Raw genomic sequence first — 24821 nt, forward strand, 5'->3', positions numbered from 1 at the left:
TGTCACGCAGGAGGCACCGTGCTGCAAATTCTCGATGTGTGGGGTGAAGGCCGCATCGTGCAACGCATGAATGGGCACGACCTGGTTACCGGCTTCAACAACGCCTACAACCTGAACAAGGCGGGCCAACGCGTTTCCAACGGCCCCGCCACGGGCGAGCATATTCCCAACCTGATCGTCGTCTACGAATACGACGCCCCCGATTTCCCGCTCGATTCCTACCAGGTTCCCCATGTCACCTTGATGGGTGCCCCGATCACGCAGCACGTCGCCGAGGAGATGTGCCGGGTGGTGGCACGCCCCGGCAAGATCTACCTGTACGACCCCAACGAAGCCGACCGCCGCAGGTTCGAGTCAGTCGCCTTCGCCCAGGGCCTGCAATTGCTGGGACGCTTTGCCCCCGCCAAGCTCGATCCCCCCTTCAACGAAATCACCTTGCTCACGGCCTACGTCTATCGCGCCCCGAGCGGCCCGTTGCCACGACCGGAAACCCACCAAAAGGAAATACCCAATGGCTAGCGTGACTTATTTGCGTTCCATCGCCAACAACACACCCTACACCCTGACCCTGATCGACGGTGAGAATCGCAGCCACAGCCTGGCGGTTGGCGCCCAGCAGGTCTGGAATGGCTCGCTGGCCATCCCCTGGATCGGCAAGACGGAAGAAAACTACAAAGCCATGCGGCTGATCCTGGGCCCGGCTGCCAAGACCAGCATCTGGCTCTTCCAGGACTACTGGGAACCCGCCCACAAGGATGCAATCAAGTTTCTCAGCGCCACGTCGATGGATTACACCAGCCTGGAAGTCGAAGAAGTGCCGGGCGACAATCGCAACGGAGGCAATAAGAACCTGATCGTCAGCCTGGTCAACCGGCAATTCGAGCTATACATCGCCTGAGCCGGTTTTGGGCAGCGACGATTTCATCAAGTAAACGCAAATTGCTCTTATTCAAAGATCCTGGGCCTGCTAAGCTTGCACGCCGGTTTTTCGCATACGCCCAGGATCCTCGATGTCCTCGTCGCTGTTTCGACTCTCTCCGCTGCTGCTGGCCTTTGCCCTCGCTGCCTGTGACGACGCCCCGCGTTTCACCCAGGCCGAGCCCGGCGAAGCGTTGTCAGCTGGCCAGGCGACCGTGCAGCGCAATGACCGCAACGCCTATTCCCTGCCTTCGGCCAACCTCTCGCCCGAGCGGCGCCTGGACTTTGCCGTGGGCAACAGCTTCTTCCGCAACCCATGGGTCATCGCCCCGTCCACCACCACGGCACGTGACGGCCTGGGCCCGCTGTTCAACACCAATGCCTGCCAGAACTGCCACGTGCGCGACGGCCGCGGCCACCCGCCAGAGCCGGGCGACAGCAACGCAGTGTCGATGCTGGTGCGCCTGTCGATCCCCGACCAGCCGTACCTGGCCAAGGTGGTCGAGCGACTCGGCGTGGTGCCGGAGCCGGTCTACGGCACCCAGTTGCAGGACATGGCCATCCCCGGCGTGACACCAGAAGGCAAGGTACGTGTCAGCTATACCCGGGAAACACTGACGTTCAAGGATGGTTACCAGGTCGAGCTGCGCAAGCCGGCCCTGCAGATCACCCAGCTCGGCTATGGCGTGATGCACCCCGACACGCGTTTTTCTGCACGCGTGGCGCCGCCGATGATCGGCCTGGGCCTGCTCGAAGCCATTCCCGAAGCCGACCTGCTGGCCAACGAAGACCCGGACGACCGCAACCACGACGGTATCCGCGGGCGCGCCAACCGAGTATGGGACGACGCCCTGGGCAAGACCGTAGTCGGCCGCTTCGGCTGGAAGGCCGGGCAGCCCAACGTCAACCAGCAGAACGTGCACGCCTTTGCCGGCGACATGGGCCTGACCACCACGCTGCAACCCAACGACGATTGCACCCCGGCCCAGGCCGCCTGCCTGGCCGCACCCAATGGCGACGGTGCCGATGGCGAGAAGGAAGTCAGCGACAACATCCTGCGCCTGGTCACCTTCTACACGCGCAACCTAGCCGTGCCGGCGCGCCGCGATGTGGGCTCGCCAGAGGTACTGGCAGGCAAGAACCTGTTCTACCAGGCCGGCTGCCAGGGCTGCCACACGCCGCAGTTCACCACTGCCGCCAATGCCGCCGAGCCGGAGCTGGCCAACCAGCTGATTCGCCCCTACAGCGACCTGCTGCTGCATGACATGGGCCCGGGCCTGGCCGACGAACGTACCGAATTCGCTGCCAACGGCCAGGACTGGCGTACCCCGCCATTGTGGGGTATCGGCCTGAGCGAAACGGTCAGCGGCCACAGCCAGTTCCTGCATGACGGCCGCGCCCGCAACCTGCTCGAAGCCGTGCTCTGGCACGGCGGCGAAGCCGAGGCAGCGCGCAACGTCGTGCTCACTTTCGATGCCGGGCAGCGCGCCGCGTTGCTGGCTTTCCTGAACTCACTTTGAAACACGCATAGGAGCCGGCATGTTCCGACCCAAACTGTTGTTCACCAGCCTCGCCGCACTCGCCCTCGGCGCCTGCTCGCCGCAGGACCCGCAAGCCGTGACCTCCGCTGCGATTGCCAAGCAGGTGATCCTGCCCACCTACAGCCGCTGGGTCGAAGCCGACCGCATGCTGGCCGCCAGCGCCCTGGCCTATTGCGAAGGCAAGGAAACCCTGGACAAGGCCCGCGCCGACTTCCTCAACGCGCAAAAGGCCTGGGCCGAGTTGCAACCGCTGCTGGTCGGCCCGCTGGCCGAAGGCAATCGCGCCTGGCAGGTACAGTTCTGGCCGGACAAGAAGAACCTGGTCGGTCGCCAGGTCGAGCAGTTGGTCAACGCCGACACACCGGTCGATGCCGCAGCGCTGGGCAAGGCCAGCGTCGTGGTGCGGGGCCTCTCGGCCTACGAGTACATCTTGTTCGACAGCAAGCCGGACATCGCCACGGCCGAGCAGAAGGCCCGCTACTGCCCGCTGTTGGTGGCCATCGGTGAGCACCAGAAGGCGCTGGCCGAAGACATCCTCAAGAGCTGGAACAGCACCGACGGCATGCTGTCGCAGATGACCAAGTTCCCCAACCAGCGCTACGCCGACTCCCATGAGGCGATTGCCGACCTGCTGCGTGCCCAGGTGACCGCGCTGGACAGCCTGAAGAAGAAACTCGGCGCGCCGATGGGCCGCCAGAGCAAGGGCATCCCGCAGCCGCTGCAGGCCGAAGCCTGGCGCAGCCACAACTCGCTGAACAGCCTGCAGGCCAGCCTCAAGGCCGCCGAAGCGGTGTGGGTCGGGGTCGACAACCAGGGCCTGCGCGGCCTGCTGCCCAGCGACCAGAAAGCCCTGGCAGACAAGATCGACGATGCCTACGCGACCGCGCTCAAATTGCTGGCAGACAACCACAAGACCCTGGGCGAACTGCTGGCCGACGACGCCGGCCAGCAGACCCTCAACCAGATCTACGACAGCCTCAACGTCGTCCACCGCCTGCACGAAGGCGACCTGGCCAAGGCGTTGAACATCCAGCTGGGCTTCAATGCCAACGACGGTGACTGATCATGCTGCGACGCCAGGCACTCAAACTCGGTAGCGTATTGCTCAGCGCCCTCACCCTGGGCGGCTGGAGCCTGTTCCGCAACAAAGGCAGCGAACCGCTGCTGCTGTCGGCGCGTGACGACGGCGACGGCAAGCACTATGCGGTCGGTTTCCGCCTGGACGGCACCCAGGTGTTCAGCACCCAGGTCGCCCAGCGTTGCCATGCCATCATCCACCACCCGCAGTTGCCGATCGCCCTGTTCGTCGCCCGCCGCCCGGGTACCGAAAGCTACCTGGTCGACCTGCGCGACGGGCGCCTGTTGCAAACCGTACACTCGCAGCCAAACCGGCATTTCTACGGCCATGCGGTGGTGCACAAGAGTGGCGAATGGCTGTACGCCACCGAGAACGACACCACCGACCCGGGGCGTGGCGTGCTCGGCGTGTACCGCTTCGAAGGCGAACGCCTGGTGCACAGCGGCGAGCTGCCGACCCACGGCATCGGCCCGCACGAGCTGGCCTGGCTGCCGGACGGCGAGACCTTGGTGGTGGCCAACGGCGGTATCCGCACCGAAGCCGAAAGCCGGGTGGAGATGAACCTTGACGCCATGGCGCCGAGCCTGGTGCTGATGCAGCGCGACGGCACTCTGCTGAGCAAGGAAACCTTGGCCCAGCAGATGAACAGTGTGCGCCACCTGGCGGTGGGCAGCGACGGCACCATCGCCGCCTGCCAGCAGTTCATGGGGCCTGCCGATGAAACCGCCGAGCTGCTGGCGATCAAGCGCCCGGGCGAGCCGTTCAAGGCTTTCCCGGTGGCGGAGCGGCAGTTGCAGGCCATGGCCCAGTACACCGCCAGTGTCGCCATCCATAGCGAGTTGCGGCTGGTCGCACTGACCGCGCCACGGGCCAACCGCCTGTTCGTCTGGGACCTGGACAGCGGCGCGGTGCGGCTGGACGCACCGATGCCCGATTGCGCCGGGGTTGGCGCGGTACAGGACGGTTTCGTGGTCACCTCCGGGCAGGGCCGTTGCCGCTTCTATGATTGCCGCAAGGCCGAACTGGTCGGGCAACCGCTGAACCTGCCATCCGGTTTCTGGGACAACCACCTGCATCTGGTGTGATTTTGCTGCTGCCTGCACCGGCCTCTTCGCGGGCATGCCCGCTCCCACAGGGGCCGCGCAATCAGCGGGTTACGCGGTCCCTGTGGGAGCGGGCGTGCCCGCGAAGAGGCCGGCACAGGCATCGCACTCCCCTTCCTGCGGAAAACAGTCGATAATCCTCCCATCCACACGTGGGCAGGAACGCCCGTTGTCGTGTCCCAACGAATAACAACAGCATCCAAGGAAACGGACCTATGTTGCGCCGCCGCATGCTCATCATGTTGGCCGTGGTTCTGCTGATCGTGTTGGCCCTGGGGGGCTACAAAGCCTTCTCGATCTACCAGCAGATCCAGATGTTCACCGCCCCACGGCCTCCCATCACCGTGGCAGCCGCCTTGGCCGAACAGCGCCCGTGGCAAGAGCGCCTGCCCGCCGTTGGCAGCCTCAAGGCGCTCCAGGGTGTGGAGCTGAGCCTGGAAGTGGAAGGCATCGTCAAGGCCCTGCACTTCGACTCTGGCCAGCAAGTCAAGGCCGGGCAACTATTGCTGCAGCTCAACGACGACCAGGAAACCGCCCTGCTCGGTACCGCCCAGGCCGACCTGGGCCTGGCCAAGGTCGATTTCGGCCGCGGCAGCCAGCTGGTCGGTGACGCGGCCATCTCCCGCGGTGAGTTCGACCGCCTCACCGCGCAGTACCGGCGCAACCAGGCACTGGTCGAGCAACTCAAGGCATCGAAGAGCAAGAAGAGCATCAAAGCCCCGTTCAGCGGCACCATCGGCATCCGCCAGGTGGATGTCGGCGACTACCTGGCTGCCGGCACGGTGATCGCTACCCTGCAGGACCTGTCCAGCCTCTACGTCGACTTCAACGTGCCGGAACAGGCCCTGCCGCGCCTGAGCGTGGGCCAGCAGGTGCTGGTGCAAGTGGCCGCGTACCCGGGCCAGACCTTCCCGGCCAGCCTGAGCGCGATCAACCCCAAGGTCGATGAAGCCACGCGCAACCTGCTGGTGCGCGCGACCATGGCCAACCCGGACGGCAAGCTGCTGCCGGGCATGTTCGCCAGCCTGTTGATCTTGCTGCCCAACCCACAGCCACGCGTGGTGGTGCCAGAGAGCGCCATCACCTACACGCTGTATGGCAACTCGGTGTATGTCGCCACGCCGAAAAAGGACAAGGACGGCAAGCCGGTAAACGACGACAAGGGCCAGCCGCAGCTTACCGCCGAGCAACGCACGGTGCAGACCGGTGAGCGCCGTGACGGAGTGGTGGTGGTCAGCAAGGGCCTGCAGGCGGGGGAACAGGTGGTCACCGCCGGGCAACTGAAACTGACCCCGGGGGCCGCGATCCGCATCGGCGAGGACAAGGCCCTCAAGCCCGAAGCGGGCGCGCCGGGCAAGGACTGACAGGAGGCTGGCATGGCATTCACCGACCCGTTCATCCGCCGCCCGGTGCTGGCCAGCGTGGTCAGCCTGCTGATCCTGCTGCTGGGCTTCCAGGCCTGGAACAAGCTGCAGATCCGCCAGTACCCGCAAATGGAAAACGCCCTGATCACGGTCACCACCGCCTATCCCGGTGCCAATGCCGAAACCATCCAGGGCTATATCACCCAGCCGCTGCAGCAAAGCCTGGCCAGCGCCGAAGGCATCGACTACATGACGTCGGTAAGCCGGCAGAACTTCTCGGTCATCTCCATCTACGCGCGCATCGGCGCCGACAGCGACCGCTTGTTCACCGAGCTGCTGGCCAAGGCCAACGAGGTGCGCAACAAGCTGCCCCAGGACGCCGAGGATCCGGTCCTGAGCAAGGAAGCCGCCGATGCTTCGGCGCTGATGTACATCAGCTTCTACAGCAAGGAAATGAGCAACCCGCAGATTACCGACTACCTGTCGCGAGTCATCCAGCCCAAGCTGGCCACCCTGCCGGGCATGGCCGAGGCGGAAATCCTCGGCAACCAGGTGTTCGCCATGCGCATCTGGCTCGACCCGGTGAAACTGGCAGGCTACGGCCTGTCGGCCAGCGACGTGACCACTGCGGTACGCCGCTACAACTTCCTTTCCGCCGCTGGCGAGGTCAAGGGCGAATATGTCGTCACCAGCATCAACGCCAGCACCGAGCTGAAGTCGGCCGAGGCCTTCGCGGCCCTGCCGGTCAAGACCAACGGTGACAGCCGGGTGCTGCTGGGCGATGTGGCGCGGGTCGAGATGGGCGCGGAAAACTACGACACGGTCAGCTCGTTCGACGGCACCCCGTCGGTGTACATCGGCATCAAGGCCACCCCGGCGGCCAACCCGCTGGACGTGATCAAGGAAGTACGGCGCATCATGCCCGAGCTGGAAAGCCAGCTGCCCTCGGCGCTGAAGGTATCGATCGCGTACGACGCCACGCTGTTCATCCAGGCCTCCATCGACGAAGTGATCAAGACCCTCGGCGAAGCAGTGCTGATCGTCATCGTGGTGGTGTTCCTGTTCCTCGGCGCCCTGCGTTCGGTGCTGATCCCGGTGGTGACCATTCCGCTGTCGATGATCGGCGTGCTGTTTTTCATGCAGATGATGGGCTACTCGCTCAACCTGCTGACCCTGCTGGCCATGGTGTTGGCCATTGGCCTGGTGGTGGATGATGCCATCGTCGTGGTGGAGAACATCCACCGGCACATGGAAGAGGGCAAGTCGCCGTTCGACGCCGCCTTGGAGGGTGCCCGCGAAATCGCCATGCCGGTTGTGTCGATGACCATCACCCTGGCGGCGGTCTATGCCCCCATCGGCTTCCTCACCGGCCTCACCGGCGCGCTGTTCAAGGAGTTCGCCCTGACCCTGGCCGGGGCGGTGATCATCTCCGGCATCGTTGCCCTCACCCTGTCGCCGATGATGTGCGCCCTGCTGCTGCGCCAGGAGCACAACCCCAGCGGCCTGGCGCACCGCCTCGACTTGCTGTTCGAGCGCCTCAAGGTGCGCTATCAGCGCCTGCTGCACGCTACCCTCGACAGCCGGCCGGTCGTGCTGGTGTTTGCCGTGATCATCCTGTGCCTGATCCCGGTGTTGCTGAAGTTCACCCAGAACGAACTGGCGCCCAACGAGGACCAGGGGGTGATCTTCATGATGAGCAGCTCGCCGCAAACCGCCAACCTGGATTACCTGAACGCCTATACCGACACGTTCACCCCGCTGTTCAAGACCTTCCCCGAGTACTACTCGTCGTTCCAGATCAACGGTTTCAATGGCGTGCAGACCGGTATCGGTGGCTTCCTGCTGAAACCGTGGAACGAGCGCGAGCGCACGCAAATGGAATTGCTGCCGCTGGTGCAAGCCAAGCTCGAGGAAATCGGCGGCCTGCAGATCTTCGGCTTCAACCTGCCATCATTGCCCGGCACTGGCGAAGGCCTGCCGTTCCAGTTCGTGATCAACAGTGCCGGTGACTACCCTGCCCTGCTGGAAGTCGCCCAGCGCATCAAGGCCCGCGCCCAGGAGTCCGGCAAGTTCGCCTTCCTCGACATCGACCTGGCGTTCGACAAACCCGAGGTGGTGGTGGATATCGACCGCGCCAAGGCGGCGCAGATGGGGGTGTCGATGGACACCCTGGGCGGCACCCTGGCGACTTTGCTGGGCGAGGGGGAAATCAACCGCTTCACCCTCGAAGGCCGCAGCTACAAGGTGATTGCCCAGGTCGAACGGCGCTACCGCGACAACCCGGGCTGGCTGAACGACTACTACGTGAAGAACGACCAGGGCCAGTTGCTGCCGTTGTCGACGCTGATCACCCTCAGCGACCGCGCACGCCCTCGCCAGCTCAACCAGTTCCAGCAATTGAACTCGGCGATCATCCAGGGTGTGCCGATGGTCAGCCTCGGTGAGGCGCTGCAGACCGTGCAGGGCATCGCCCGCGAAGAGGCCCCGGAGGGCTTCGCCTTCGACTATGCCGGGGTGGCGCGCCAGTACGTGCAGGAAGGCAGCGCGTTGTGGGTGACCTTCGGTTTGGCACTGGCGATCATCTTTCTGGTGCTGGCGGCGCAGTTCGAAAGCTTCCGCGACCCGCTGGTGATCCTGGTGACGGTACCGTTGTCGATCTGCGGCGCGTTGCTGCCGCTGTTCCTCGGTGTATCGAGCATGAACATCTACACCCAGGTCGGGCTGGTGACGTTGATCGGCCTGATCAGCAAGCATGGCATCCTGATCGTCGAGTTCGCCAACCAGTTGCGTGAAGAACTGGGCCTGAGCGTACGTGAGGCGATCGAGGAAGCTGCGGCCATTCGCCTGCGGCCGGTGCTGATGACCACGGCGGCGATGGTATTTGGCATGGTGCCGCTGATCCTGGCGACCGGGGCCGGGGCGGTCAGCCGTTTTGACATCGGTACGGTGATTGCCACCGGCATGTCGATCGGCACCCTGTTCACGCTGTTCGTGTTGCCTTGCATCTACACCTTGTTGGCGCACAAGGACGTGGCCAGGGAAACAGCGGTGGCCTGAACCAGCCGCTGCAAAATGCCAGAGGCCCCGCAATCGCGAGGCCTCTGGCATTTCTGTCTAGCGCCGGGTTCAGCCAAACGGCCGCAACCCCTGGCGCATCCCGAACAGGAACAACAGCAGGTCCTGATCCGGCGCAACCTTGGCCTGCTGCTGCGGTTTCACGTCCCGCGGCAACGCGCACTGGTCGGCCATCTCGGCCTTGCTGAACACGGTCGGCCTCGGCTCTTCCCATGCAGCCACCGCCACGGTGGTCACCGCCAGGCCAGCTACCAGAAACAAAGCTCGAGTAATTTCTAGTTTCATTGCTCTAACCCTTTGACAGCGCTGCCAAACGCCATCTGGTAAAAATAGAGCAAGGTTTGCCACTCCGCGTCGTTCAACGACGAATGGCGGCGCAGCTGGCGCAGGTCGTTGCCCGCCGCTCGTTGGCAGCTGATGCGCCGCCGGCACTTCTCCAGGTCCAGCAGCGCCACCTCGACCTGGGCCTGCTCGCCTTCGCCAATTACCTTGACGAAGACATGCTTGCCATACAGGCAGCCGTGCTGCCAGTGGCCCAGGTGCATGCGCGCCAGGTTGTCCGCCAGGTCCTTGAGCATGCGCTCATGCACCACTTGCGGATAACGCTCACGGGCACCTTCGGCATGCCAGGTGTCGAGTTCGACGAAGCCGTCGAGTGCTTCACTGACCAGCAGCGCACGCCATTGGTGATCGGCATCGCGTTCGGCCCCACAGAAGACGATGCGCGGCACGCGCACCCCCAGTTGCTCGAAGCTGTGCAACGCATCGAGTTCGCGCAATACGGTCGGCCGGCCGAAAGGGTGCAGCAGGCTGCGGTAGATGTGCCCGACCTGGCGTTTGGCATACAGCAGCTTGCCATCGGCATCGTTGAGGCGTTGCACGCCACTCTCGCCACCCCGCCGCTGGTTTGGCTCCTCGACCCACTCGCCCTGCTGGCGCCAGTAAAAATCGAACCGCGACTCCCCTTTCTGGGCTACAGCCATCAAACACTACCCCTTACGCAATACATAGACTCGCCACATGGCATAGAACGGCAGGAAGTCGAGGCGTTCCTGGATTCTGAAACCGGCGGCCTTGAATTCTTCTTCAACCGTGTCGGCCGGTAACACGAAACGGTTCTGGTAATTGTCCTGCTCGGCTTTGCGGGCACTGCGGCGCTGCTCCAGCTTTTTCCGGCGCCAGGCCTTGAAGTTGCCGTCCACCCACAACGACAGGATCACACTATCACGGCTAACCCGTTGAAATTCCGAAAGAATCGTCTTTCTGTGGGCCGCTTCGCCTATATGGTGGAACAGCCGCATGCAGAAAATACTGTCCACCGAGTTGTCCGGCAGGTCGATGGCAAACGCCGAAGTCTGCAAGGGCCGTACCCGGGCCACCACCTCTGGCGGTTGCGCGGCACAGGCTGTCTCGATCATCGCCTCGGAGTTGTCGGCACCAATGATCACCCGGTTGGGCTTTTCCGCCAGCAGTGGCCAGAAACGGCCGGCACCGCATGGCAGGTCGAGGACCAGGCCCGGCTCACCTGCCAGGGCCAGGGCGCGACGTGCCAGTTGCTCATCTCGCGTGTGGGAAAGGCGTCGCGCCAAGCCGTCCTGATGCTTGAGAAAGTACTCACGTGCGTGCTGTTTGTCGTACTTCGCGGAAAATTCAAGCTTGATGGGACTACGCATCGGGCATCTCCTGACTCCATTCCGCCCACATTAGGCAAGCGAGCGTAGGAATCAGGTCATACCCATGTGAAAAAAACGTCATACGCCGAGGGCGCTGTTACAAAGCTTTACTCCGCCTCCGGGTCGCCCTTGGTCGCGGTATTGCTCAGGTCGACATGGAACCGGCAACCATGCGGCAAGGTTGACGTCAGCGTGACCTGCCAACCCTGGTCGTCGCAGATTCGCTGCACCAGCGACAGGCCCAGGCCGAGGCCCTCGCCACGCCGTTCATCACCGCGCACGAACGGCCGGAACATGGCTTCGCGCTGCTCTTCAGGAATGCCCACGCCGCTGTCCTCGACACTGAAACCATTGGCTTCGAGGCTCAGGCGGATGTAGCCGCTGTCGGTATAGTGCGCGGCATTGCGCAACAAGTTGCCCATCACCGATTGCAGGAAAGTGGCGTTGTACAGCACCGGGCTGGCACTGACTCGCCCGTCGAAATACAACGCCAGGCCCTTCTGCTCGATGGTGTCACGCCACACCCCGACCAGTTCGTCGGCCACTTCACGCAGGGTCGCGCGCGATGCTACCGCGCCCTCGTCGCGCTGCGCCCGGGCCAGCATCAGGAAGGTCTTGACCAGCTCGCGCATCTCCTCGGTAGCCCGCGCCACACGCTCCACCTGGCTGCGTGCGCGGGTGTCGAGGTTGGGGTTTTCCATCAGCAGTTCGCAAGAAGTGGCCAGCACCATCAAGGGCGTGCGCAGTTCGTGGCTGACGTCGCTGGTGAACAGCCGTTCGCGGGTCAACGCGTCACGCAGGCGGCCCAGGGTATCGTCGAACGCCACCGCCAGCTGGCCGACTTCATCCGCCGCGTAGTCTGGCGCCAACGGCGGGGCCAGGCCCAGCAACTGATCACGGTGGCGCACCTGGCGCGCCAGGCGGATCACCGGCGCCATCACCCGGCGCGCGACCAGCCAGCCGAGGATCACTGCCAGCACCAGGCTGAGCACGAAGCCCACCACCACCACTGCAAACAGCAGGCGCTCGCGTTCCTCGAAGTCGCTTTGGTCCTGCAGCAGGACATAGCGGCGGCCATCGACGATCTCGACCATGGCGTGGTACGACAGCTGGTCACGGAACACCTCGTGGAAGCCGCGGTCGAGGTGGCGCAGGTCTTTGGGCAATTCGAAGTCGTCACGCCCGCCGCTGAAGTAGAACAGCTGATCGGGGCGTGGCCGGTGGCTCCAGTCACTGACACTGTCCATGCGCAGCAGGCGCTGCAGGTCACCGCCCAGTACCGAGGAGATCAGCCGCTCCTCGACCAGGTGCACGGTACCGACGATGCCGAAGGCGAAGGCCCCGGCCACCAGTGCGCTCATCAGGGCAAAGGCGATGATGATGCGCTGGGCAAGGCTTTGCTTAAACTCCATCGCGGCCCTCGGCGAGGCGGTAGCCGACGCCATGGACGGTGTGCAGCAGCGGTTTTTCGAACGGTTTGTCGATCACCTGGCGCAGCTGGTGCACGTGGCTGCGCAGGCTGTCACTGTCGGGGCAGTCGTCGCCCCACAGGGCCTCCTCCAGCACTTCGCGGCGCAATACGTGCGGGCTCTTCTGCATCAATACGGCAAGCAGCTTGAGGCCGACCGGGTTGAGCTTGAGCAGGCGGCCCTGGCGGGTGACTTCAAGGGTGTCGAGATCGTAGCTGAGGTCAGCCACCTGCAGGGTGCGGCGGCCACCGCCCTGGGCTCGGCGCAGCACCGCTTCGATGCGTGCGGCCAGTTCCGACAGGGCGAACGGCTTGAGCAGGTAATCGTCAGCACCGGAGCGGAAGCCCTGCAGGCGGTCATCCAACTGATCGCGGGCAGTGAGCATGATCACCGGCGTGTCGCGACGGGCGTCTTCGCGCAGGCGTTTGCACAGGGTATAGCCGTCGATGCCGGGCAGCATGATGTCGAGCACGATCAGGTCGTAGTGCTCGGTGGCAGCCAGGTGCAGGCCGGACAGGCCATCCTGGGCGCAGTCTACGGTGTAGCCTTTCATGCTCAGGTAATCGGCCAGGTTGGCCAGGATATCGCGGTTGTCTTCAACCAAAAGAATGCGCATCGGTTTCTCCTGTGCGGCGCTTCTCGCTGTGGCGCGGCAGGCGCAGCTTAAGGCCTATGCCTGCAGGGTGCCAGCCCTGCGAAGAATTCACCGACCTTGACGGTTTTTTCACTGATCCTTCACGCACACAGGATAGCGGGCAGCCGACAATGCCCGATCTTTTTCGCGCCCTGGAGCCGCCATGCAGTATCGAAGCCGTCCTCGCCCCATCAATCTCTGGCTGTACCTGGGCATCCCCCTGGCAACCGCGCTGGGCTTGATCCTGCTGGAACTGACCTCGGTCGACATGGACATCGCCAACCTGTTCTTCGACCCCGTTGCCGGGCAGTTCATCGGTCGCCACAGCTACTTGCTGGAAAACATCCTGCATGACCGGGTCAAGCAGGGGGTGATCCTGCTTGGGGTGCTGTCGTTGCTCACCTTTGCCGCAAGCTTCTTCTGGAAGCGCCTGTTCGGCTGGCGTCGCGAGCTGGGCTGCCTGGTGCTGGCGCTGGGCCTGTCCACGGCGTTCGTCACGCCACTGAAAAAGGTGACCCAGGTGCAATGCCCATGGAGCCTGACCCAGTTTGGCGGCAGCGAAACCTACAGCAAGCTGCTGGAACCACGGCCGGCAACCGACAAGCCCGGGCTGTGCTGGCCGGGTGGGCATGCCGCGACCGGGTTCTGCCTGTTCGGCCTGTTCTTCATGCTGCGTGACCGCAAGCCGCGCTTGGCACGGGCAGCATTGGCGCTGGCGTTCGTGGCCGGGTCGGTACTGTCGCTGGGGCGGATGATGCAAGGGGCGCACTTCCTGTCACATAACGTGTGGACGGCGGTGTTCTGCTGGTTGATCGGGTTGGGGTCGTATTACCTGGTTCTGTATCGGCGGGGAATGGTTGAGGTACCTGCTGCTGAGCGTAGCGTCGCCTGACCCAGGGGCCGCCTTGCGGCCCGATCGCGACACAAGGCCGCTCCTACAGGTTGAAGTACGCCCCTGAGGTTGGATTTTTTGTCCAACGTCAGGGGCGCAGTTCAGGTTACGCAATTCCTTGTAGGAGCGGCCTTGCGTCGCGATGGGCTGCGCAGCAGCCGCAATGGCCCCGACAGGAAAACAAAAAAAGCCCCGGTTCTAGCGAACCGGGGCTTTTTGATGGTGCAGGGGGTAAGGCTGGCTTACATCATGCCGCCCATGCCACCCATGCCGCCCATGTCAGGCATGCCAGCAGCTGGCTTGTCTTCCGGCAGGTCGGCAACCATGGCTTCGGTGGTGATCATCAGACCGCCGATCGAAGCAGCCGCTTGCAGCGCCGAACGGGTGACCTTGGCTGGGTCCAGGATACCCATCTCGATCATGTCGCCGTATTCGCCGGTAGCAGCGTTGTAACCGAAGTTACCCGAACCTTGCTTGACCTTGTCAGCGACAACGCTTGGCTCGTCGCCGGCGTTGGCAGTGATCTGGCGCAGCGGCGCTTCGACAGCGCGACGCAGCAGGGCGATACCTACGTTCTGGTCTTCGTTGTCGCCTTTGAGGTTGGCAATGGCCGCCAGCGAGCGTACCAGGGCCACACCACCGCCAGGCACCACGCCTTCTTCAACGGCTGCACGGGTAGCGTGCAGGGCGTCTTCTACGCGGGCTTTCTTCTCTTTCATTTCAACTTCGGTGCCGGCACCCACCTTGATCACGGCAACACCGCCAGCCAGCTTGGCCAGGCGCTCTTGCAGCTTCTCACGGTCGTAGTCCGAGGAAGTTTCTTCGATCTGGGCACGGATCTGCTTGACGCGTGCTTCGATCTCGCCGTCGGCGCCAGCGCCGTCGATGATGGTGGTGTTTTCCTTGGACAGGATGACGCGCTTGGCGTTACCCAGGTGCTCCAGGGTAGCGGTTTCCAGGGACAGGCCGATTTCTTCGGAGATGACCTGGCCGCCGGTCAGGACGGCGATGTCCTGCAGCATGGCCTTGCGGCGGTCGCCGAAGCCTGGTGCCTTGACCGCAGCAACCTTGACGATGCCGCGCATGTTGTTGACCACCAGGGTAGCCAGCGCTTCGCCTTCGACGTCTTCGGCAACGATCAGCAGTGGGCGGCCGGCCTTGGCAACGGCTTCCAGCACTGGCAGCAGCTCACGGATGTTGGAGATCTTCTTGTCGACCAGCAGCAGCAGCGGGCTTTCCAGCTCGGCAACCATGGTGTCCGGCTTGTTCACGAAGTACGGCGACAGGTAGCCACGGTCGAACTGCATGCCTTCCACGACGGACAGTTCGTTTTCCAGGCCCGAGCCTTCTTCAACGGTGATCACGCCTTCTTTACCGACTTTTTCCATGGCTTCGGCAATGATTTCACCGATGGAGTTGTCGGAGTTGGCGGAGATGGTACCTACCTGGGCGATGGCCTTGGAGTCGGCGCATGGCTTGGACAGGTTCTTCAGCTCGGCGACGACGGCAGCAGTGGCCTTGTCGATACCGCGCTTCAGGTCCATCGGGTTCATGCCGGCAGCGACGGCCTTCAGGCCTTCGTTGACGATGGCCTGAGCCAGAACGGTAGCGGTGGTGGTGCCGTCACCGGCAGCGTCGTTGGCCTTGGAAGCAACTTCCTTGACCAGCTGGGCGCCCATGTTCTCGAAGGCGTCCTTCAGCTCGATTTCCTTGGCGACGGAAACGCCGTCCTTGGTGATGGTCGGCGCGCCGAAGCTCTTGGCCAGAACCACGTTGCGGCCTTTCGGGCCCAGGGTGGCTTTTACGGCGTCAGCCAGAACGTTGACACCAACGAGCATTTTCTTACGGGCGGAATCACCAAATTTTACGTCTTTAGCAGCCATGATCGTTTAATCCTTTGGAATTCTTTGGAGTAACGGGAAGTCGGGGAAATCAGCCTTCGATGACGGCGAGGATTTCGTTCTCGGCCATGACCAGCAGGTCTTCGCCATCGACTTTCACGGTGTTGCTGCCCGAGTAAGGGCCGAAAACCACTTTGTCACCCACTTTCACGGCCAACGCGCGAACTTCGCCGTTGTCCAGGATGCGACCGGTGCCGACGGCGACTACTTCGCCGCGGTTTGGCTTTTCAGCGGCCGAACCCGGCAGGACGATACCGCCAGCGGTTTTCGATTCTTCTTCGCTGCGACGGATAACGACGCGGTCATGCAGAGGACGAAGCTTCATTGTCGATCTCTCCCAAATTGTGGTTTTCATCGGCCGGTGTCGACACCGGCGGGTTGATGCTGTCCGGCGTAGCCGGAAGGCAGCTCGCGCAGGGCGAACCGCCTGAGTCATGTCTGGTGTTGCCACCAGAAACCTTGCGGTGACCACATACATGAGGCCGCCATATTCAATTACAAGGCTTGCTTCAGAAAATTTTTCATCAGCCTGAAAAGCTTGGGGCCGCTTCGCAGCCCTATCGCGACACAAGGCCGCTCCTGCAGGGGCTTGCGACCTCTGTAGGAGCGGCCTTGTGTCGCGATAGGGGCGCGAAGCGGCCCCCGGGTTTTACTTGTCGCGGCGCTCGTACTCGCCTTCGATCACGTTCGGGCGGTGGCCGCCATCGCGCGGCTGCGCCTGGAACGGGTCGTCCTGAAACGCCCGCTGGCGCAGGGCCTGGGCCTCGGCGCGCTCACGCATCTTGCGGGCGGCCAGGTGACGGGTGAATGGCAGCAGGCACAGCAGGCCCAGCACGTCGCTGATGAACCCTGGCAGCAACAGCAAGCCACCACCGACGGCCAGCATTAAACCCTGGAACATGTCCTCGGCGGGCAGTTCGCCACGCTGCAGGCTTTCCCGGGCGCGCAGCGCGGTAGCCAGCCCGGCCACCCGCATCACCAGCACACCCAGCGCGGAACCGGCGATGATCAACAGCAGCGCCGGGAAGAAACCGATGGCGGCGCTGACCTTCACGAAGACGAACAGCTCCAGCACGGGAAACAGGAGAAACAACAGTAGAAAAGCACGCATCAAAGCATTCCTCGTCGGAAGAGAACCTTCCTGTAAGACCAACAGATGGATGCGTGCGCTCGGCTTTTCAAGCCTCGGCCTTGGTCACAGCCGGCCATTGGTCGGCGCGGGCCAGCAAAACCAGGGCTTCGCGGACTTGTGTCGGCGTATTGCAAGTATTGGGGAAAGGCAACCAGTGCACTGCCTGACCGATACGCAGGTGCATGCCTTCGCTGTCCACTCCGACCAGTTGCGCGGGCGCATGACGTGGCAAATCGGTCAGTTCGACGTAGTGGGCAATGGCGTTGGCATGGTCACTGTTCATATGCTCGACCATGCTCGCCTCGGCCTTGCCGGCGAACGGGTTGGCCAGGGTCACCTGGTCAAGCCAGTGGATCGCACCGAAGCCGCCGATGTAGCGGTGGCGTACAGGTTGCAGCACCCAGAAGTCGAAGTCGTGGGCCTTGTGGTAGTTGGCAGCGTCCGGGAAGTAGCGGTAGTAGCGTTCTGCGGCGGCCTCGATGGCAGCCTCGTCGACCAGCTTGTGCGCTTCGGCCATGACTGTCAGGCGCCCCACGGCTTGCACGTCCTCGGCTTCCCGCTCACCGACCAGCAGCGAGCACTTGGGGTCTTTCTGCAGGTTGTGGGTGTGCTGGGCGATGCGGCTGATCAGGATCAGCGGGTGGCCCTGGGCGTCCAGGCAATACGGCACGACCGAGCCGAACGGGTAACCGGGCATCGACCGGGAATGGGTCGAGAGCACGCCGCGGTACTCCTTGAGCAACAGTTCCCGGGCGGGGCGGATGGCGGTGGTACTCACTGGGCGGGCTCCTGGCGGCAGACTGGGTGGCCACACGATAGCATTTTCAGGTCCGGTGCCAATGGGGCTGCTTTGCAGCCCATCGCGACACAAGGCCGCTCCTACAAGGATCGCGTACAGCCTGTGCCCAATGCGGCCGCAAAGATTTACCAGGTAACGCCAAACCCAGCGGTATAGCGGGTCTTGTCCAGGTCACTCTCACGCGTACCGGTGATGATGTCCTTCTCTGCCTTGAGGTTGAGCGAGGCCCACTCGGTCACCTTGTAGCGCAGGCCAACCTCGGCATCCAGCGCGTAGTCGGCCACCCCACCCAGCGGCTTGGCGAACTCGCCGTTGGTGAACAGCTGCACGTTCTTGCCGATCAGGTAGCGGGTGTAGTCCCACTTCAGCGCCGCCGAATAGAAGTTGTCCTTGGCCCCGTCCTGGTATTCGAAGTCGGTGCGGTTGATCAGTGAGCCCAGCGAGAACGCGCCCAGTTCATCATCCCAGAACTGGTAGCCCGGGCCGGTACCCACGGTACGCTGGCGGGCCAGGTCTTCGACGTGGTCGCGCTTGTATTCCATGCGCCCTTGCCAGAACCATTTCTCGGTAAGGAAGCGGTCCAGGGCGTACTCGGCGCTCCAGTTGTCGGTGGTGGTGACGTCGTCCTTGGTCTCGCGGTTGTATTCGCCTTCGGCGTTGTGCCGCCAGCGACCGTGGCGGGCGCTGGTCTTGAAGCCGACGTCATAGTCGTCGGTATCGTTCTCGGCACGTTTGTAGTCCAGCGCCACGTCGACGTTGCCCTTCCACACGAAGTCCTCGACCAGCGGCTTGGGCTTCATGATCTGCTCGATGCTGGCCAGCTCCACGGTCTTCGGCGCCTCGCCGTTGGCCAGGGTCACCTTGCCGGGCTCGGCGGCCTTCAGCGACTTGGCCCGCTCACCGCTGTAGGCGTCCTGCTTGACCAGCAACTCCTGGTCACTCTCCAGGGTCTGGACCTGTTTCCAGTCCAGGGCGATGGAACCGCCATAGGGGGTTTCGAGCAGCAGCTTGCCACCATCGAATACCTTGATCTTGCCGCTGAGCCGGTCACCGTTCTTCATCCACACGGTATCGGCGAACACCGGCGAGGCGCACAGGGAAACAGCAAGCAGACACAACAGCGATCTAGAATACATAAACGCACTACGGGTTAGATTTGACAAAAAAGCCGGGCATTATCCAGATACCGACGACCACAGCAAGGACAGACCGGGAGCCTGCCGTTGAGTTCAACTCTCATTTGCCGCACCGTCGGTCCGGTTTCATCTGCAGCCCAGGGGGGGCCTGATGTCTGTTGCACATGAACACGCCCTCGACGACGCCGAGGGCCGACGAACGGCGCTATATTCGGTGTTAGGCCAGGTGCCGGCCGGCAAGGTGGTCAGCTATGGTCAACTGGCCGAGCTGGCCGGGCTTGGCCGGGCGGCACGCTGGGTCGGGCGCACCCTCGGGCAACTGCCCCCGGATACTCGCCTGCCCTGGCACCGGGTGCTCGGTGCGGGCGGCAGGCTCAGCCTGGCACTGGGTACCCCGTCGGGGGATGAACAACGGGCGCGGCTGCGCGCGGAGGGTGTGAATGTAACCAACAATCGTGTGGATATGACGCGCCATGGCTGGCGCCCGATGGAGCACAGCGGTTAGAGTGCGCGCTTTGTTTTCGCAAACTTGAGGCAGATGTTGGCCCATGCCCCGTAAAACCTGGCGCGCTGCGCTTGCTGCCTATGCCAGCCCGTCAACCTTGGTACTTTTGCTGCTCGGCTTCGCCGCCGGTCTGCCCTACATGCTGGTGTTCTCCACCCTCTCGGTGTGGTTGCGCGAAGCGGGTGTGGCCCGCGAGACCATTGGTTACGCCAGCCTGATCGGCCTGGCCTACGCCTTCAAGTGGGTGTGGTCGCCGCTGCTCGATCAATGGCGCCTGCCCTTGCTCGGCAGCCTGGGGCGCCGCCGGTCCTGGCTGTTGCTGTCGCAATCGCTGGTGGTGATCGGGCTGGTCGGCATGAGCCTGTGCGACCCACAACAACACTTGTCCTGGCTGATTGCCCTGGCGGTACTGGTGGCCTTCGCTTCGGCGACCCAGGACATCGCCGTCGACGCCTATCGCCTGGAAATCGCCGATGACCAGCGCCAGGCTGCGCTCGCTGCCAGCTACATGGCCGGCTACCGGGTAGCGGCGCTACTGGCGACGGCGGGCGCGCTGTTCTTCGCCGAGTGGTTCGGCTCCACCGGCTTCAGCTACCTGCACAAGGCCTGGGCCGGCACCTACGTGATGTTCGCGGTGATGATGCTGCCCGCAGTGTTCACCACCCTGATCATGCGCGAACCGCCCGTCCCCCTGCGCACCCAGCTGTCGGCAGCGCGCTATGGGCTGGTACACCAGCTGGCCTCGGTGTTCGTGCTGATCATCCTGCTGGTGTCGGTCCCCGCCAGCTTCACCCAGATGTTCAACACCGGCTGGGCCAGCGTCATCTCCGGTGATGCCACCCCCCTCGACCTGCTGCTCGAAGACCGTGCCTTCCTGCGCCTGATCCTTTATGTGCTGCTGACCTGGGCATGCCTGTCGAGCCTGGGCCGTCGCGGCCTGGCCCCGGTGTTGACACCGGTCAACGACTTCATCGCCCGCTACCGCTGGCAGGCGCTGCTGTTGCTCGGCCTGATCGCCACGTATCGCATGTCGGATACGGTGATGGGCGTGATGGCCAACGTGTTCTATATCGACATGGGCTTCACCAAGGACCAGATCGCCAGTGTCAGCAAGATCTTCGGCCTGATCATGACCCTGGTCGGCGCCGGGGTTGGCGGCCTGCTGATCGTGCGCTTCGGCATCATGCCGATCCTGTTCATCGGTGGCGCAGCTTCGGCGGCTACCAACATCCTGTTCCTGATGCTGGCCGACATGGGCCCGAACCTGCAGATGCTGGTGGTGACCATCTCGCTGGACAACTTCAGCTCCGGCCTGGCCACCTCGGCCTTCGTCGCCTACCTGTCGAGCCTGACCAACCTGAAGTTCTCGGCGACCCAATACGCGTTGCTCAGCTCGATCATGCTGCTGTTGCCGCGCCTGATCGGCGGTTATTCGGGAGTCATGGTGGAGAAGTTCGGTTACCACGACTTCTTCCTGATCACCGCCTTGCTGGGCGTGCCGACGCTGATCCTGATCGCCCTGCAGTGGCGCCAGGAGGCAGGGCCGGGCAAACCGGTGGCAGCGGAGAACTCGGCAGCCGAGCGGCCCTGAGGGCTGTTCCAGGCCGAACCGGCCGCTTCGCGAGTAGACCGCGAAGCGGCCGGTTCAGGCCCAAAAGATCATTCGGTAACAGCCCCTTCCCCAGGCCGCTGCCCCACCACGAACCACAACGGCCACAGCGCCAGCGCCCCCGCCACACCTGCCGCCAGGGCAAAATGCAGCAAACTGGCCCCGGCGCCAATCATCGCCAGCAGTGCACCACCCAGCCCCAGCAGGGCAATGGTGATCATCCCCAGCATGGCCGAGACCAGGCCCTTGCTCTGTTCGCTGGCGAACAGCGTCATGCGGTACAGCACCGCATTTGCCACGCCCAGCCCCAGCGCATACAGCGACATGCCTGCCACCACGCTGGTCACGCTCGGCCAGTACCAGGTCGCCAACAGCATCAGGCCCAGCCCGGCCAGGTACGGCCACAGCGCGCCACGCACCAACGACGGCAGCGGGTAGCGCTCGGCAATGCGGTTGATGATCAGGTTGCCCAGGATCAGCCCGCCAAATACTGGCAGTTGCCACAAGGCGTATTCCAGCGTGCTCAGCCCCTCATCGTGGATCAGCAGCACTGGCGACAAGCCGATCCAGGCAATCAACGGCAGGCCGACCAGGCCCAGCGCCGCGCTGCCAGCGACAAAACGCCGGTTGACCAGCAACTGGCCGTAGCCGGCCAGCAGCGGCAGCAGGTGAATCGGCGTGAATGCCAGGCGCGAACCGTCCCGGCGTTCCACCCCGAGGGTTTCCGGCATCAGCCGGTACAGCAACAGCCAGGCCAGGACCGCGCCCACGGCAAAGGCCACGAACAGCCAGCGCCAATCCAGCCACTGCAGCATCAAGGTACCTACCAGCGGCCCGAGCAGGGGCGACAGCAACGCGATATTGGCCAGCAGCGCCATCATGCGCACGGCGTCTGCCTCGCTGAAGGCTTCGTTCAAGGCCGGGTAGCTGACCGTGACCACAAAGCCCAGGCCAATGCCCTGCAGCAGGCGCAACAGGTTGAACAGGCCGATGTTGTCGACCCAGAAGGTGGCCAGGCAGGCCAGGCCGAAGCAGGCACAGCCGATCAGCAGCAACGGGCGCCGGCCATAGCGGTCGGCCAGCGGGCCGATCAGCCATTGCAGTACCACCCCACCCAGCAGGTACAGGTTGAGCGCGTGGGGAATGTATTCGGGGCTGGCGTTCAGGTCGCCGACCACCACCGGCATGGCCGGCATGACCGCGTCGCTGGCCAGGTAGGTGAGCAGCTCGAACAGGGCCAGGGTAAGGCCGAACAGCAAGGCGCGCAGGGGCGTGATGTACAGCAGTGGTTTCATGATGGCGTATCGGGTGTGGCAGGAGGGGTCAGGCTATATGCCAGAAATGGCCTGGTGTTGCTGTGAACAAGTGTAATCAGGGGTAGAAAGGCCGGGGCCGCTTCGCGCCCCATCGCGACACAAGGCCGCTCCTACAAGGGTTACCCGATCCCCTGTAAAAGCGGCCTGGTGTCGCGATGGGGCACGAAGCGGCCCCGGTCGATGACAACGCGGTGCTACTGCGCAGCAGTCTCCTGCACTACGCGAATCACCCGCTGCGGGAACGGAATGTCGATCCCTTCGGCCTTCAACCGGTCGCGCGCATGCTCGTTGAGCATGAACATCACGTCCCAGTAATCGGCGGTCTTGGTCCACAGGCGCAACGACACGGTAATGGCGCTGTCGCCCAGGGTGGCGACCACCGCCTGCGGCGCAGGGTCTTGCAGCACGCGCGGGTCCTGCGCCAGCTCCAGCAACACGTTGCGTGCCTTCTGCAGGTCGGCCTCGTAGTCCACGCCCACATCGAACACCACCTTGCGCGTCGGCTGGCGGTTGGTGTTGGTGATGATGCCGTTGGACAGGCTGCCGTTAGGCATGATCACGGTCTTGTTGTCACCGGTGCGCAGCACGGTGTGGAAGATCTGGATGCTGTCGACGGTGCCGGCCACGCCCTGCGCCTCGATCCAGTCACCGATGCGGAACGGGCGGAACATCAGAATCAGCACGCCACCGGCGAAGTTCGCCAGGCTGCCTTGCAAGGCCAGGCCGATGGCCAGGCCGGCGGCACCGATGGCGGCGACGAACGAGGTGGTCTCGATACCAATCATCGACGCCACGCTGACCAGCAGCAGCACCTTCAGCACGATGTTCGACAGGGTGCTGATGAAGCCCTGCAGCGCCTGGTCGGCGTTGCGCAGGCCGACCAGCTTGCCCAGGCGGGCGCTGACCTTGTTGATGATCCACCAGCCGACCGCCAGGGTCAGCAATGCCAGCAGCACACGGCTGCCGTATTCCATGATCAACGGAATCCAGGTCTGCGATTGGCGGACCAGCTGATCGACTTCAGCGTTCAAATCCATATTCATCTCCTGATGCCGAGCGGCAAGTACACGGTAGAACAGGCCGCGCGTGTTTGCGCAGCCCGGGCCCCATGGACATCATTTCGCCATCCGGGTTCCGGGTGGCACTTGCATCAGTCGCGGAAGTTGTTGAACTGCAGCGGCATGTCGAATTCCTTGGTCCGCAGCAGCGCGATGGCTTCCTGCAGGTCGTCACGCTTCTTGCCGGTAACACGCACCTGCTCGCCCTGGATGGCAGCCTGCACCTTCAGCTTGGCGTCCTTGATGGTGGCGACGATCTTCTTCGCCAGGTCCTTGTCGATGCCTTCGCGGAACTTGGCTTCCTGTTTCTTTTCCTTGCCCGAGGCGTACGGGTCCTTGGTTTCCAGGCACTTTACGTCGATCTTGCGCTTGACCAGCGCCAGGCGCAGGATTTCCAGCATCGCTTCGAGCTGGAACTCTTCCTCGGCGGTGAGCATCACGGTCTGCTCCTTGTCCTTGAACTCGAAGCTGCCCTTGCCCTTGAGGTCGTAGCGGCGGTCCAGGTCCTTGATGGCGTTGTCGACCGCGTTCTGCACTTCGTGCTTGTCCAGTTCCGATACCACGTCGAACGAAGGCATGGTTGTTCTCCCAAAATAAAAGCGCGCTCAGGCTGAAGATGGAGCGCGCTGGGTTTGACGGTTAAAATGCGGGCTCATTATAACGGGTTGCGAAACGCATATGAGCAGCACCTGGCATATTCTCGGCGCCGGTAGCCTGGGCAGCCTGTGGGCTTGCCGCCTGGCGCGCGCGGGCAAGGCAGTGCGCCTGATCCTGCGCGACGGGCAACGCTTGCAGGCCTACCAGCAGGCTGGCGGCCTGACCCTGGTAGAACAGGACCAGCCGCGCCACTACGCCATCCCGGCCGAAACCGCGTCGGCCCATGGCCCGATCCACCGCCTGCTGGTGGCCTGCAAGGCCTACGACGCCGCCCCGGCGATTGCCGGCGTGGCCGCACGGCTGGCCGACGACGCTGAGGTACTGCTGCTGCAGAATGGCCTGGGCAGCCAGGACGAGGTCGCCGACCTGGTCCCACGCGCACGCTGCATCTTCGCCTCCAGCACCGAAGGTGCGTTTCGCGAGGGCGACTGGCAGGTACGCTTTGCCGGCCACGGTTTCAACTGGCTGGGCGACCCGCGCAACCCCGCGCTCCCGGCCTGGTTCGATGACCTGCACGAAGCCGGCATCCCTGGCGAATGGACGGTGGACATCCTCACCCGCCTGTGGCGCAAACTCGCGCTCAATTGCGCCATCAACCCGCTGACCGTACTGCACGACTGCCAGAACGGCGGGCTGCTGGGGCACCTGGACGAAGTGGACACAGTGTGCGCCGAGCTGGCCCAGCTGCTGCGCCGCTGCGGTCAGCCGCAGGCAGCGGTGGAACTGAACGAAGAAGTCCAGCGGGTGATCGTCGCCACCGCAGCCAACTACTCTTCCATGTACCAGGACGTTCGCGCCGGCCGCCGCACCGAGGTGCATTACCTGCTCGGCCACGCCTGCCGCGTCGCCAGCCGGCATGGCCTGCAGCTGCCAGCGCTGGAACGCCTGCAGCAGCGCCTGGTCGATAACCTGCGTGGGCGTGGCTTGCCCTGCGACTGACGCGGCCCCTTCAACCGGATAA

General features: G+C 63.7%; 24 protein-coding genes. 11 read left to right on the forward strand and 13 right to left on the reverse strand.

The window, feature by feature from the left end:
• Positions 1–18 precede the first annotated feature (18 nt).
• The 7 genes from ACJA3S_RS20975 to ACJA3S_RS21005 all read left to right on the forward strand — a co-directional run bounded on the left by ACJA3S_RS20975 (position 19) and on the right by ACJA3S_RS21005 (position 9061).
• Positions 19–519 carry a hypothetical protein gene (locus tag ACJA3S_RS20975; RefSeq protein ID WP_406819864.1) on the forward strand — a complete coding sequence of 167 codons (501 nt, stop codon included), beginning with the start codon at positions 19–21 and terminating at the stop codon, positions 517–519.
• Entirely contained in the window at positions 512–898 is a 387-nt protein-coding gene (locus tag ACJA3S_RS20980; RefSeq protein WP_406819865.1) for a hypothetical protein, read from the forward strand. The genes ACJA3S_RS20975 and ACJA3S_RS20980 overlap by 8 nt, the downstream gene beginning before the upstream one ends.
• A 112-nt stretch (positions 899–1010) precedes the next feature.
• Complete coding sequence (locus tag ACJA3S_RS20985; RefSeq protein ID WP_406819866.1) at positions 1011–2438, forward strand: di-heme oxidoredictase family protein; 1428 nt, start codon at positions 1011–1013, stop codon at positions 2436–2438.
• Positions 2439–2457: 19 nt separating this feature from the next.
• Positions 2458–3522 carry an imelysin family protein gene (locus tag ACJA3S_RS20990; protein ID WP_170032350.1) on the forward strand — a complete coding sequence of 355 codons (1065 nt, stop codon included), beginning with the start codon at positions 2458–2460 and terminating at the stop codon, positions 3520–3522.
• A gap of 2 nt (positions 3523–3524) precedes the next feature.
• Entirely contained in the window at positions 3525–4622 is a 1098-nt protein-coding gene (locus tag ACJA3S_RS20995; protein ID WP_170032352.1) for a DUF1513 domain-containing protein, read from the forward strand.
• Between the two features lie 233 nt (positions 4623–4855).
• A complete protein-coding gene (locus ACJA3S_RS21000; protein ID WP_406819867.1) occupies positions 4856–6004 on the forward strand; it encodes an efflux RND transporter periplasmic adaptor subunit in 1149 nt (382 codons plus the stop codon).
• A gap of 12 nt (positions 6005–6016) precedes the next feature.
• The gene (locus ACJA3S_RS21005) at positions 6017–9061 is read left to right on the forward strand and encodes a multidrug efflux RND transporter permease subunit (protein WP_406819868.1); all 3045 of its coding nucleotides are present in this window, start codon (positions 6017–6019) and stop codon (positions 9059–9061) included.
• Positions 9062–9130: 69 nt separating this feature from the next.
• Here ACJA3S_RS21005 and ACJA3S_RS21010 read toward each other — a convergent pair whose 3' ends face one another.
• The 5 genes from ACJA3S_RS21010 to colR all read right to left on the reverse strand — a co-directional run bounded on the left by ACJA3S_RS21010 (position 9131) and on the right by colR (position 12837).
• On the reverse strand, positions 9131–9364 hold the full coding sequence (locus ACJA3S_RS21010) for a hypothetical protein (RefSeq protein WP_170032362.1): 234 nt from the start codon (positions 9362–9364) through the stop codon (positions 9131–9133).
• Positions 9361–10062, reverse strand: a complete 702-nt coding sequence (locus tag ACJA3S_RS21015; RefSeq protein WP_406819869.1) for a lipopolysaccharide kinase InaA family protein — start codon at positions 10060–10062, stop codon at positions 9361–9363. Before ACJA3S_RS21015 ends, ACJA3S_RS21010 begins: the two co-directional genes overlap by 4 nt.
• Positions 10063–10068: 6 nt before the next feature.
• Complete coding sequence (locus tag ACJA3S_RS21020) at positions 10069–10752, reverse strand: class I SAM-dependent methyltransferase (protein ID WP_406819870.1); 684 nt, start codon at positions 10750–10752, stop codon at positions 10069–10071.
• Positions 10753–10859: 107 nt separating this feature from the next.
• Entirely contained in the window at positions 10860–12164 is a 1305-nt protein-coding gene (locus ACJA3S_RS21025) for a sensor histidine kinase (protein WP_406819871.1), read from the reverse strand.
• The gene (colR, locus tag ACJA3S_RS21030; protein WP_186675124.1) at positions 12154–12837 is read right to left on the reverse strand and encodes a two-component system response regulator ColR; all 684 of its coding nucleotides are present in this window, start codon (positions 12835–12837) and stop codon (positions 12154–12156) included. The genes ACJA3S_RS21025 and colR overlap by 11 nt, the downstream gene beginning before the upstream one ends.
• A gap of 181 nt (positions 12838–13018) precedes the next feature.
• On the opposite strand from colR, the gene ACJA3S_RS21035 reads away from it, so the two are divergent.
• Positions 13019–13747 (forward strand): phosphatase PAP2 family protein, encoded by a 729-nt coding sequence (locus ACJA3S_RS21035; RefSeq protein WP_406819872.1) that lies wholly within the window; start codon positions 13019–13021, stop codon positions 13745–13747.
• 242 nt (positions 13748–13989) lie between these two features.
• Here ACJA3S_RS21035 and groL read toward each other — a convergent pair whose 3' ends face one another.
• The 5 genes from groL to ACJA3S_RS21060 form a co-directional block, all read right to left on the reverse strand.
• Complete coding sequence (groL, locus tag ACJA3S_RS21040; RefSeq protein WP_406819873.1) at positions 13990–15630, reverse strand: chaperonin GroEL; 1641 nt, start codon at positions 15628–15630, stop codon at positions 13990–13992.
• A 49-nt stretch (positions 15631–15679) separates the two neighbouring features.
• On the reverse strand, positions 15680–15973 hold the full coding sequence (locus tag ACJA3S_RS21045; protein WP_003260750.1) for a co-chaperone GroES: 294 nt from the start codon (positions 15971–15973) through the stop codon (positions 15680–15682).
• A 324-nt stretch (positions 15974–16297) separates the two neighbouring features.
• Entirely contained in the window at positions 16298–16759 is a 462-nt protein-coding gene (locus tag ACJA3S_RS21050; RefSeq protein ID WP_406819874.1) for an FxsA family protein, read from the reverse strand.
• A gap of 67 nt (positions 16760–16826) precedes the next feature.
• On the reverse strand, positions 16827–17558 hold the full coding sequence (locus ACJA3S_RS21055; RefSeq protein ID WP_406819875.1) for a HugZ family protein: 732 nt from the start codon (positions 17556–17558) through the stop codon (positions 16827–16829).
• A gap of 146 nt (positions 17559–17704) precedes the next feature.
• A complete protein-coding gene (locus ACJA3S_RS21060; protein ID WP_186685317.1) occupies positions 17705–18715 on the reverse strand; it encodes a DUF481 domain-containing protein in 1011 nt (336 codons plus the stop codon).
• A 151-nt stretch (positions 18716–18866) separates the two neighbouring features.
• On the opposite strand from ACJA3S_RS21060, the gene ACJA3S_RS21065 reads away from it, so the two are divergent.
• Both ACJA3S_RS21065 and ACJA3S_RS21070 read left to right on the forward strand, forming a co-directional pair.
• Positions 18867–19220 (forward strand): MGMT family protein, encoded by a 354-nt coding sequence (locus tag ACJA3S_RS21065; protein ID WP_406819876.1) that lies wholly within the window; start codon positions 18867–18869, stop codon positions 19218–19220.
• Positions 19221–19263: 43 nt separating this feature from the next.
• Positions 19264–20811: an AmpG family muropeptide MFS transporter gene (locus ACJA3S_RS21070; protein WP_406819877.1), complete on the forward strand. Its 1548-nt coding sequence runs from the start codon at positions 19264–19266 to the stop codon at positions 20809–20811.
• A gap of 68 nt (positions 20812–20879) precedes the next feature.
• Here the strand turns inward: ACJA3S_RS21070 and ACJA3S_RS21075 are convergent, their stop codons facing one another.
• The 3 genes from ACJA3S_RS21075 to ACJA3S_RS21085 all read right to left on the reverse strand — a co-directional run bounded on the left by ACJA3S_RS21075 (position 20880) and on the right by ACJA3S_RS21085 (position 23781).
• Positions 20880–22124, reverse strand: a complete 1245-nt coding sequence (locus ACJA3S_RS21075) for an MFS transporter (protein WP_406819878.1) — start codon at positions 22122–22124, stop codon at positions 20880–20882.
• 215 nt (positions 22125–22339) lie between these two features.
• The gene (locus ACJA3S_RS21080; protein WP_170032392.1) at positions 22340–23182 is read right to left on the reverse strand and encodes a mechanosensitive ion channel family protein; all 843 of its coding nucleotides are present in this window, start codon (positions 23180–23182) and stop codon (positions 22340–22342) included.
• A 113-nt stretch (positions 23183–23295) separates the two neighbouring features.
• A complete protein-coding gene (locus ACJA3S_RS21085; RefSeq protein ID WP_170032394.1) occupies positions 23296–23781 on the reverse strand; it encodes a YajQ family cyclic di-GMP-binding protein in 486 nt (161 codons plus the stop codon).
• A 100-nt stretch (positions 23782–23881) separates the two neighbouring features.
• On the opposite strand from ACJA3S_RS21085, the gene ACJA3S_RS21090 reads away from it, so the two are divergent.
• Positions 23882–24799, forward strand: a complete 918-nt coding sequence (locus ACJA3S_RS21090) for a putative 2-dehydropantoate 2-reductase (RefSeq protein WP_406819879.1) — start codon at positions 23882–23884, stop codon at positions 24797–24799.
• Positions 24800–24821: the final 22 nt, after the last annotated feature.

Origin of the sequence: Pseudomonas sp. KnCO4 (assembly GCF_045344305.1) — a bacterium.
GTDB classification, from domain to species: domain Bacteria; phylum Pseudomonadota; class Gammaproteobacteria; order Pseudomonadales; family Pseudomonadaceae; genus Aquipseudomonas; species Aquipseudomonas anuradhapurensis.

Coding starts and splice junctions, on each gene's coding strand:
- ACJA3S_RS20980 (WP_406819865.1), top strand. CDS start 512: ATGGCTAGCGTGACTTATTTGCGTTCCATCGCCAACAACACACCCTAC.
- ACJA3S_RS20985 (WP_406819866.1), top strand. CDS start 1,011: ATGTCCTCGTCGCTGTTTCGACTCTCTCCGCTGCTGCTGGCCTTTGCC.
- ACJA3S_RS20990 (WP_170032350.1), top strand. CDS start 2,458: ATGTTCCGACCCAAACTGTTGTTCACCAGCCTCGCCGCACTCGCCCTC.
- ACJA3S_RS20995 (WP_170032352.1), top strand. CDS start 3,525: ATGCTGCGACGCCAGGCACTCAAACTCGGTAGCGTATTGCTCAGCGCC.
- ACJA3S_RS21000 (WP_406819867.1), top strand. CDS start 4,856: ATGTTGCGCCGCCGCATGCTCATCATGTTGGCCGTGGTTCTGCTGATC.
- ACJA3S_RS21005 (WP_406819868.1), top strand. CDS start 6,017: ATGGCATTCACCGACCCGTTCATCCGCCGCCCGGTGCTGGCCAGCGTG.
- ACJA3S_RS21010 (WP_170032362.1), bottom strand. CDS start 9,364: ATGAAACTAGAAATTACTCGAGCTTTGTTTCTGGTAGCTGGCCTGGCG.
- ACJA3S_RS21015 (WP_406819869.1), bottom strand. CDS start 10,062: ATGGCTGTAGCCCAGAAAGGGGAGTCGCGGTTCGATTTTTACTGGCGC.
- ACJA3S_RS21020 (WP_406819870.1), bottom strand. CDS start 10,752: ATGCGTAGTCCCATCAAGCTTGAATTTTCCGCGAAGTACGACAAACAG.
- ACJA3S_RS21025 (WP_406819871.1), bottom strand. CDS start 12,164: ATGGAGTTTAAGCAAAGCCTTGCCCAGCGCATCATCATCGCCTTTGCC.
- colR (WP_186675124.1), bottom strand. CDS start 12,837: ATGCGCATTCTTTTGGTTGAAGACAACCGCGATATCCTGGCCAACCTG.
- ACJA3S_RS21035 (WP_406819872.1), top strand. CDS start 13,019: ATGCAGTATCGAAGCCGTCCTCGCCCCATCAATCTCTGGCTGTACCTG.
- groL (WP_406819873.1), bottom strand. CDS start 15,630: ATGGCTGCTAAAGACGTAAAATTTGGTGATTCCGCCCGTAAGAAAATG.
- ACJA3S_RS21045 (WP_003260750.1), bottom strand. CDS start 15,973: ATGAAGCTTCGTCCTCTGCATGACCGCGTCGTTATCCGTCGCAGCGAA.
- ACJA3S_RS21050 (WP_406819874.1), bottom strand. CDS start 16,759: ATGCGTGCTTTTCTACTGTTGTTTCTCCTGTTTCCCGTGCTGGAGCTG.
- ACJA3S_RS21060 (WP_186685317.1), bottom strand. CDS start 18,715: ATGTATTCTAGATCGCTGTTGTGTCTGCTTGCTGTTTCCCTGTGCGCC.
- ACJA3S_RS21065 (WP_406819876.1), top strand. CDS start 18,867: ATGTCTGTTGCACATGAACACGCCCTCGACGACGCCGAGGGCCGACGA.
- ACJA3S_RS21070 (WP_406819877.1), top strand. CDS start 19,264: ATGCCCCGTAAAACCTGGCGCGCTGCGCTTGCTGCCTATGCCAGCCCG.
- ACJA3S_RS21075 (WP_406819878.1), bottom strand. CDS start 22,124: ATGAAACCACTGCTGTACATCACGCCCCTGCGCGCCTTGCTGTTCGGC.
- ACJA3S_RS21080 (WP_170032392.1), bottom strand. CDS start 23,182: ATGGATTTGAACGCTGAAGTCGATCAGCTGGTCCGCCAATCGCAGACC.
- ACJA3S_RS21085 (WP_170032394.1), bottom strand. CDS start 23,781: ATGCCTTCGTTCGACGTGGTATCGGAACTGGACAAGCACGAAGTGCAG.
- ACJA3S_RS21090 (WP_406819879.1), top strand. CDS start 23,882: ATGAGCAGCACCTGGCATATTCTCGGCGCCGGTAGCCTGGGCAGCCTG.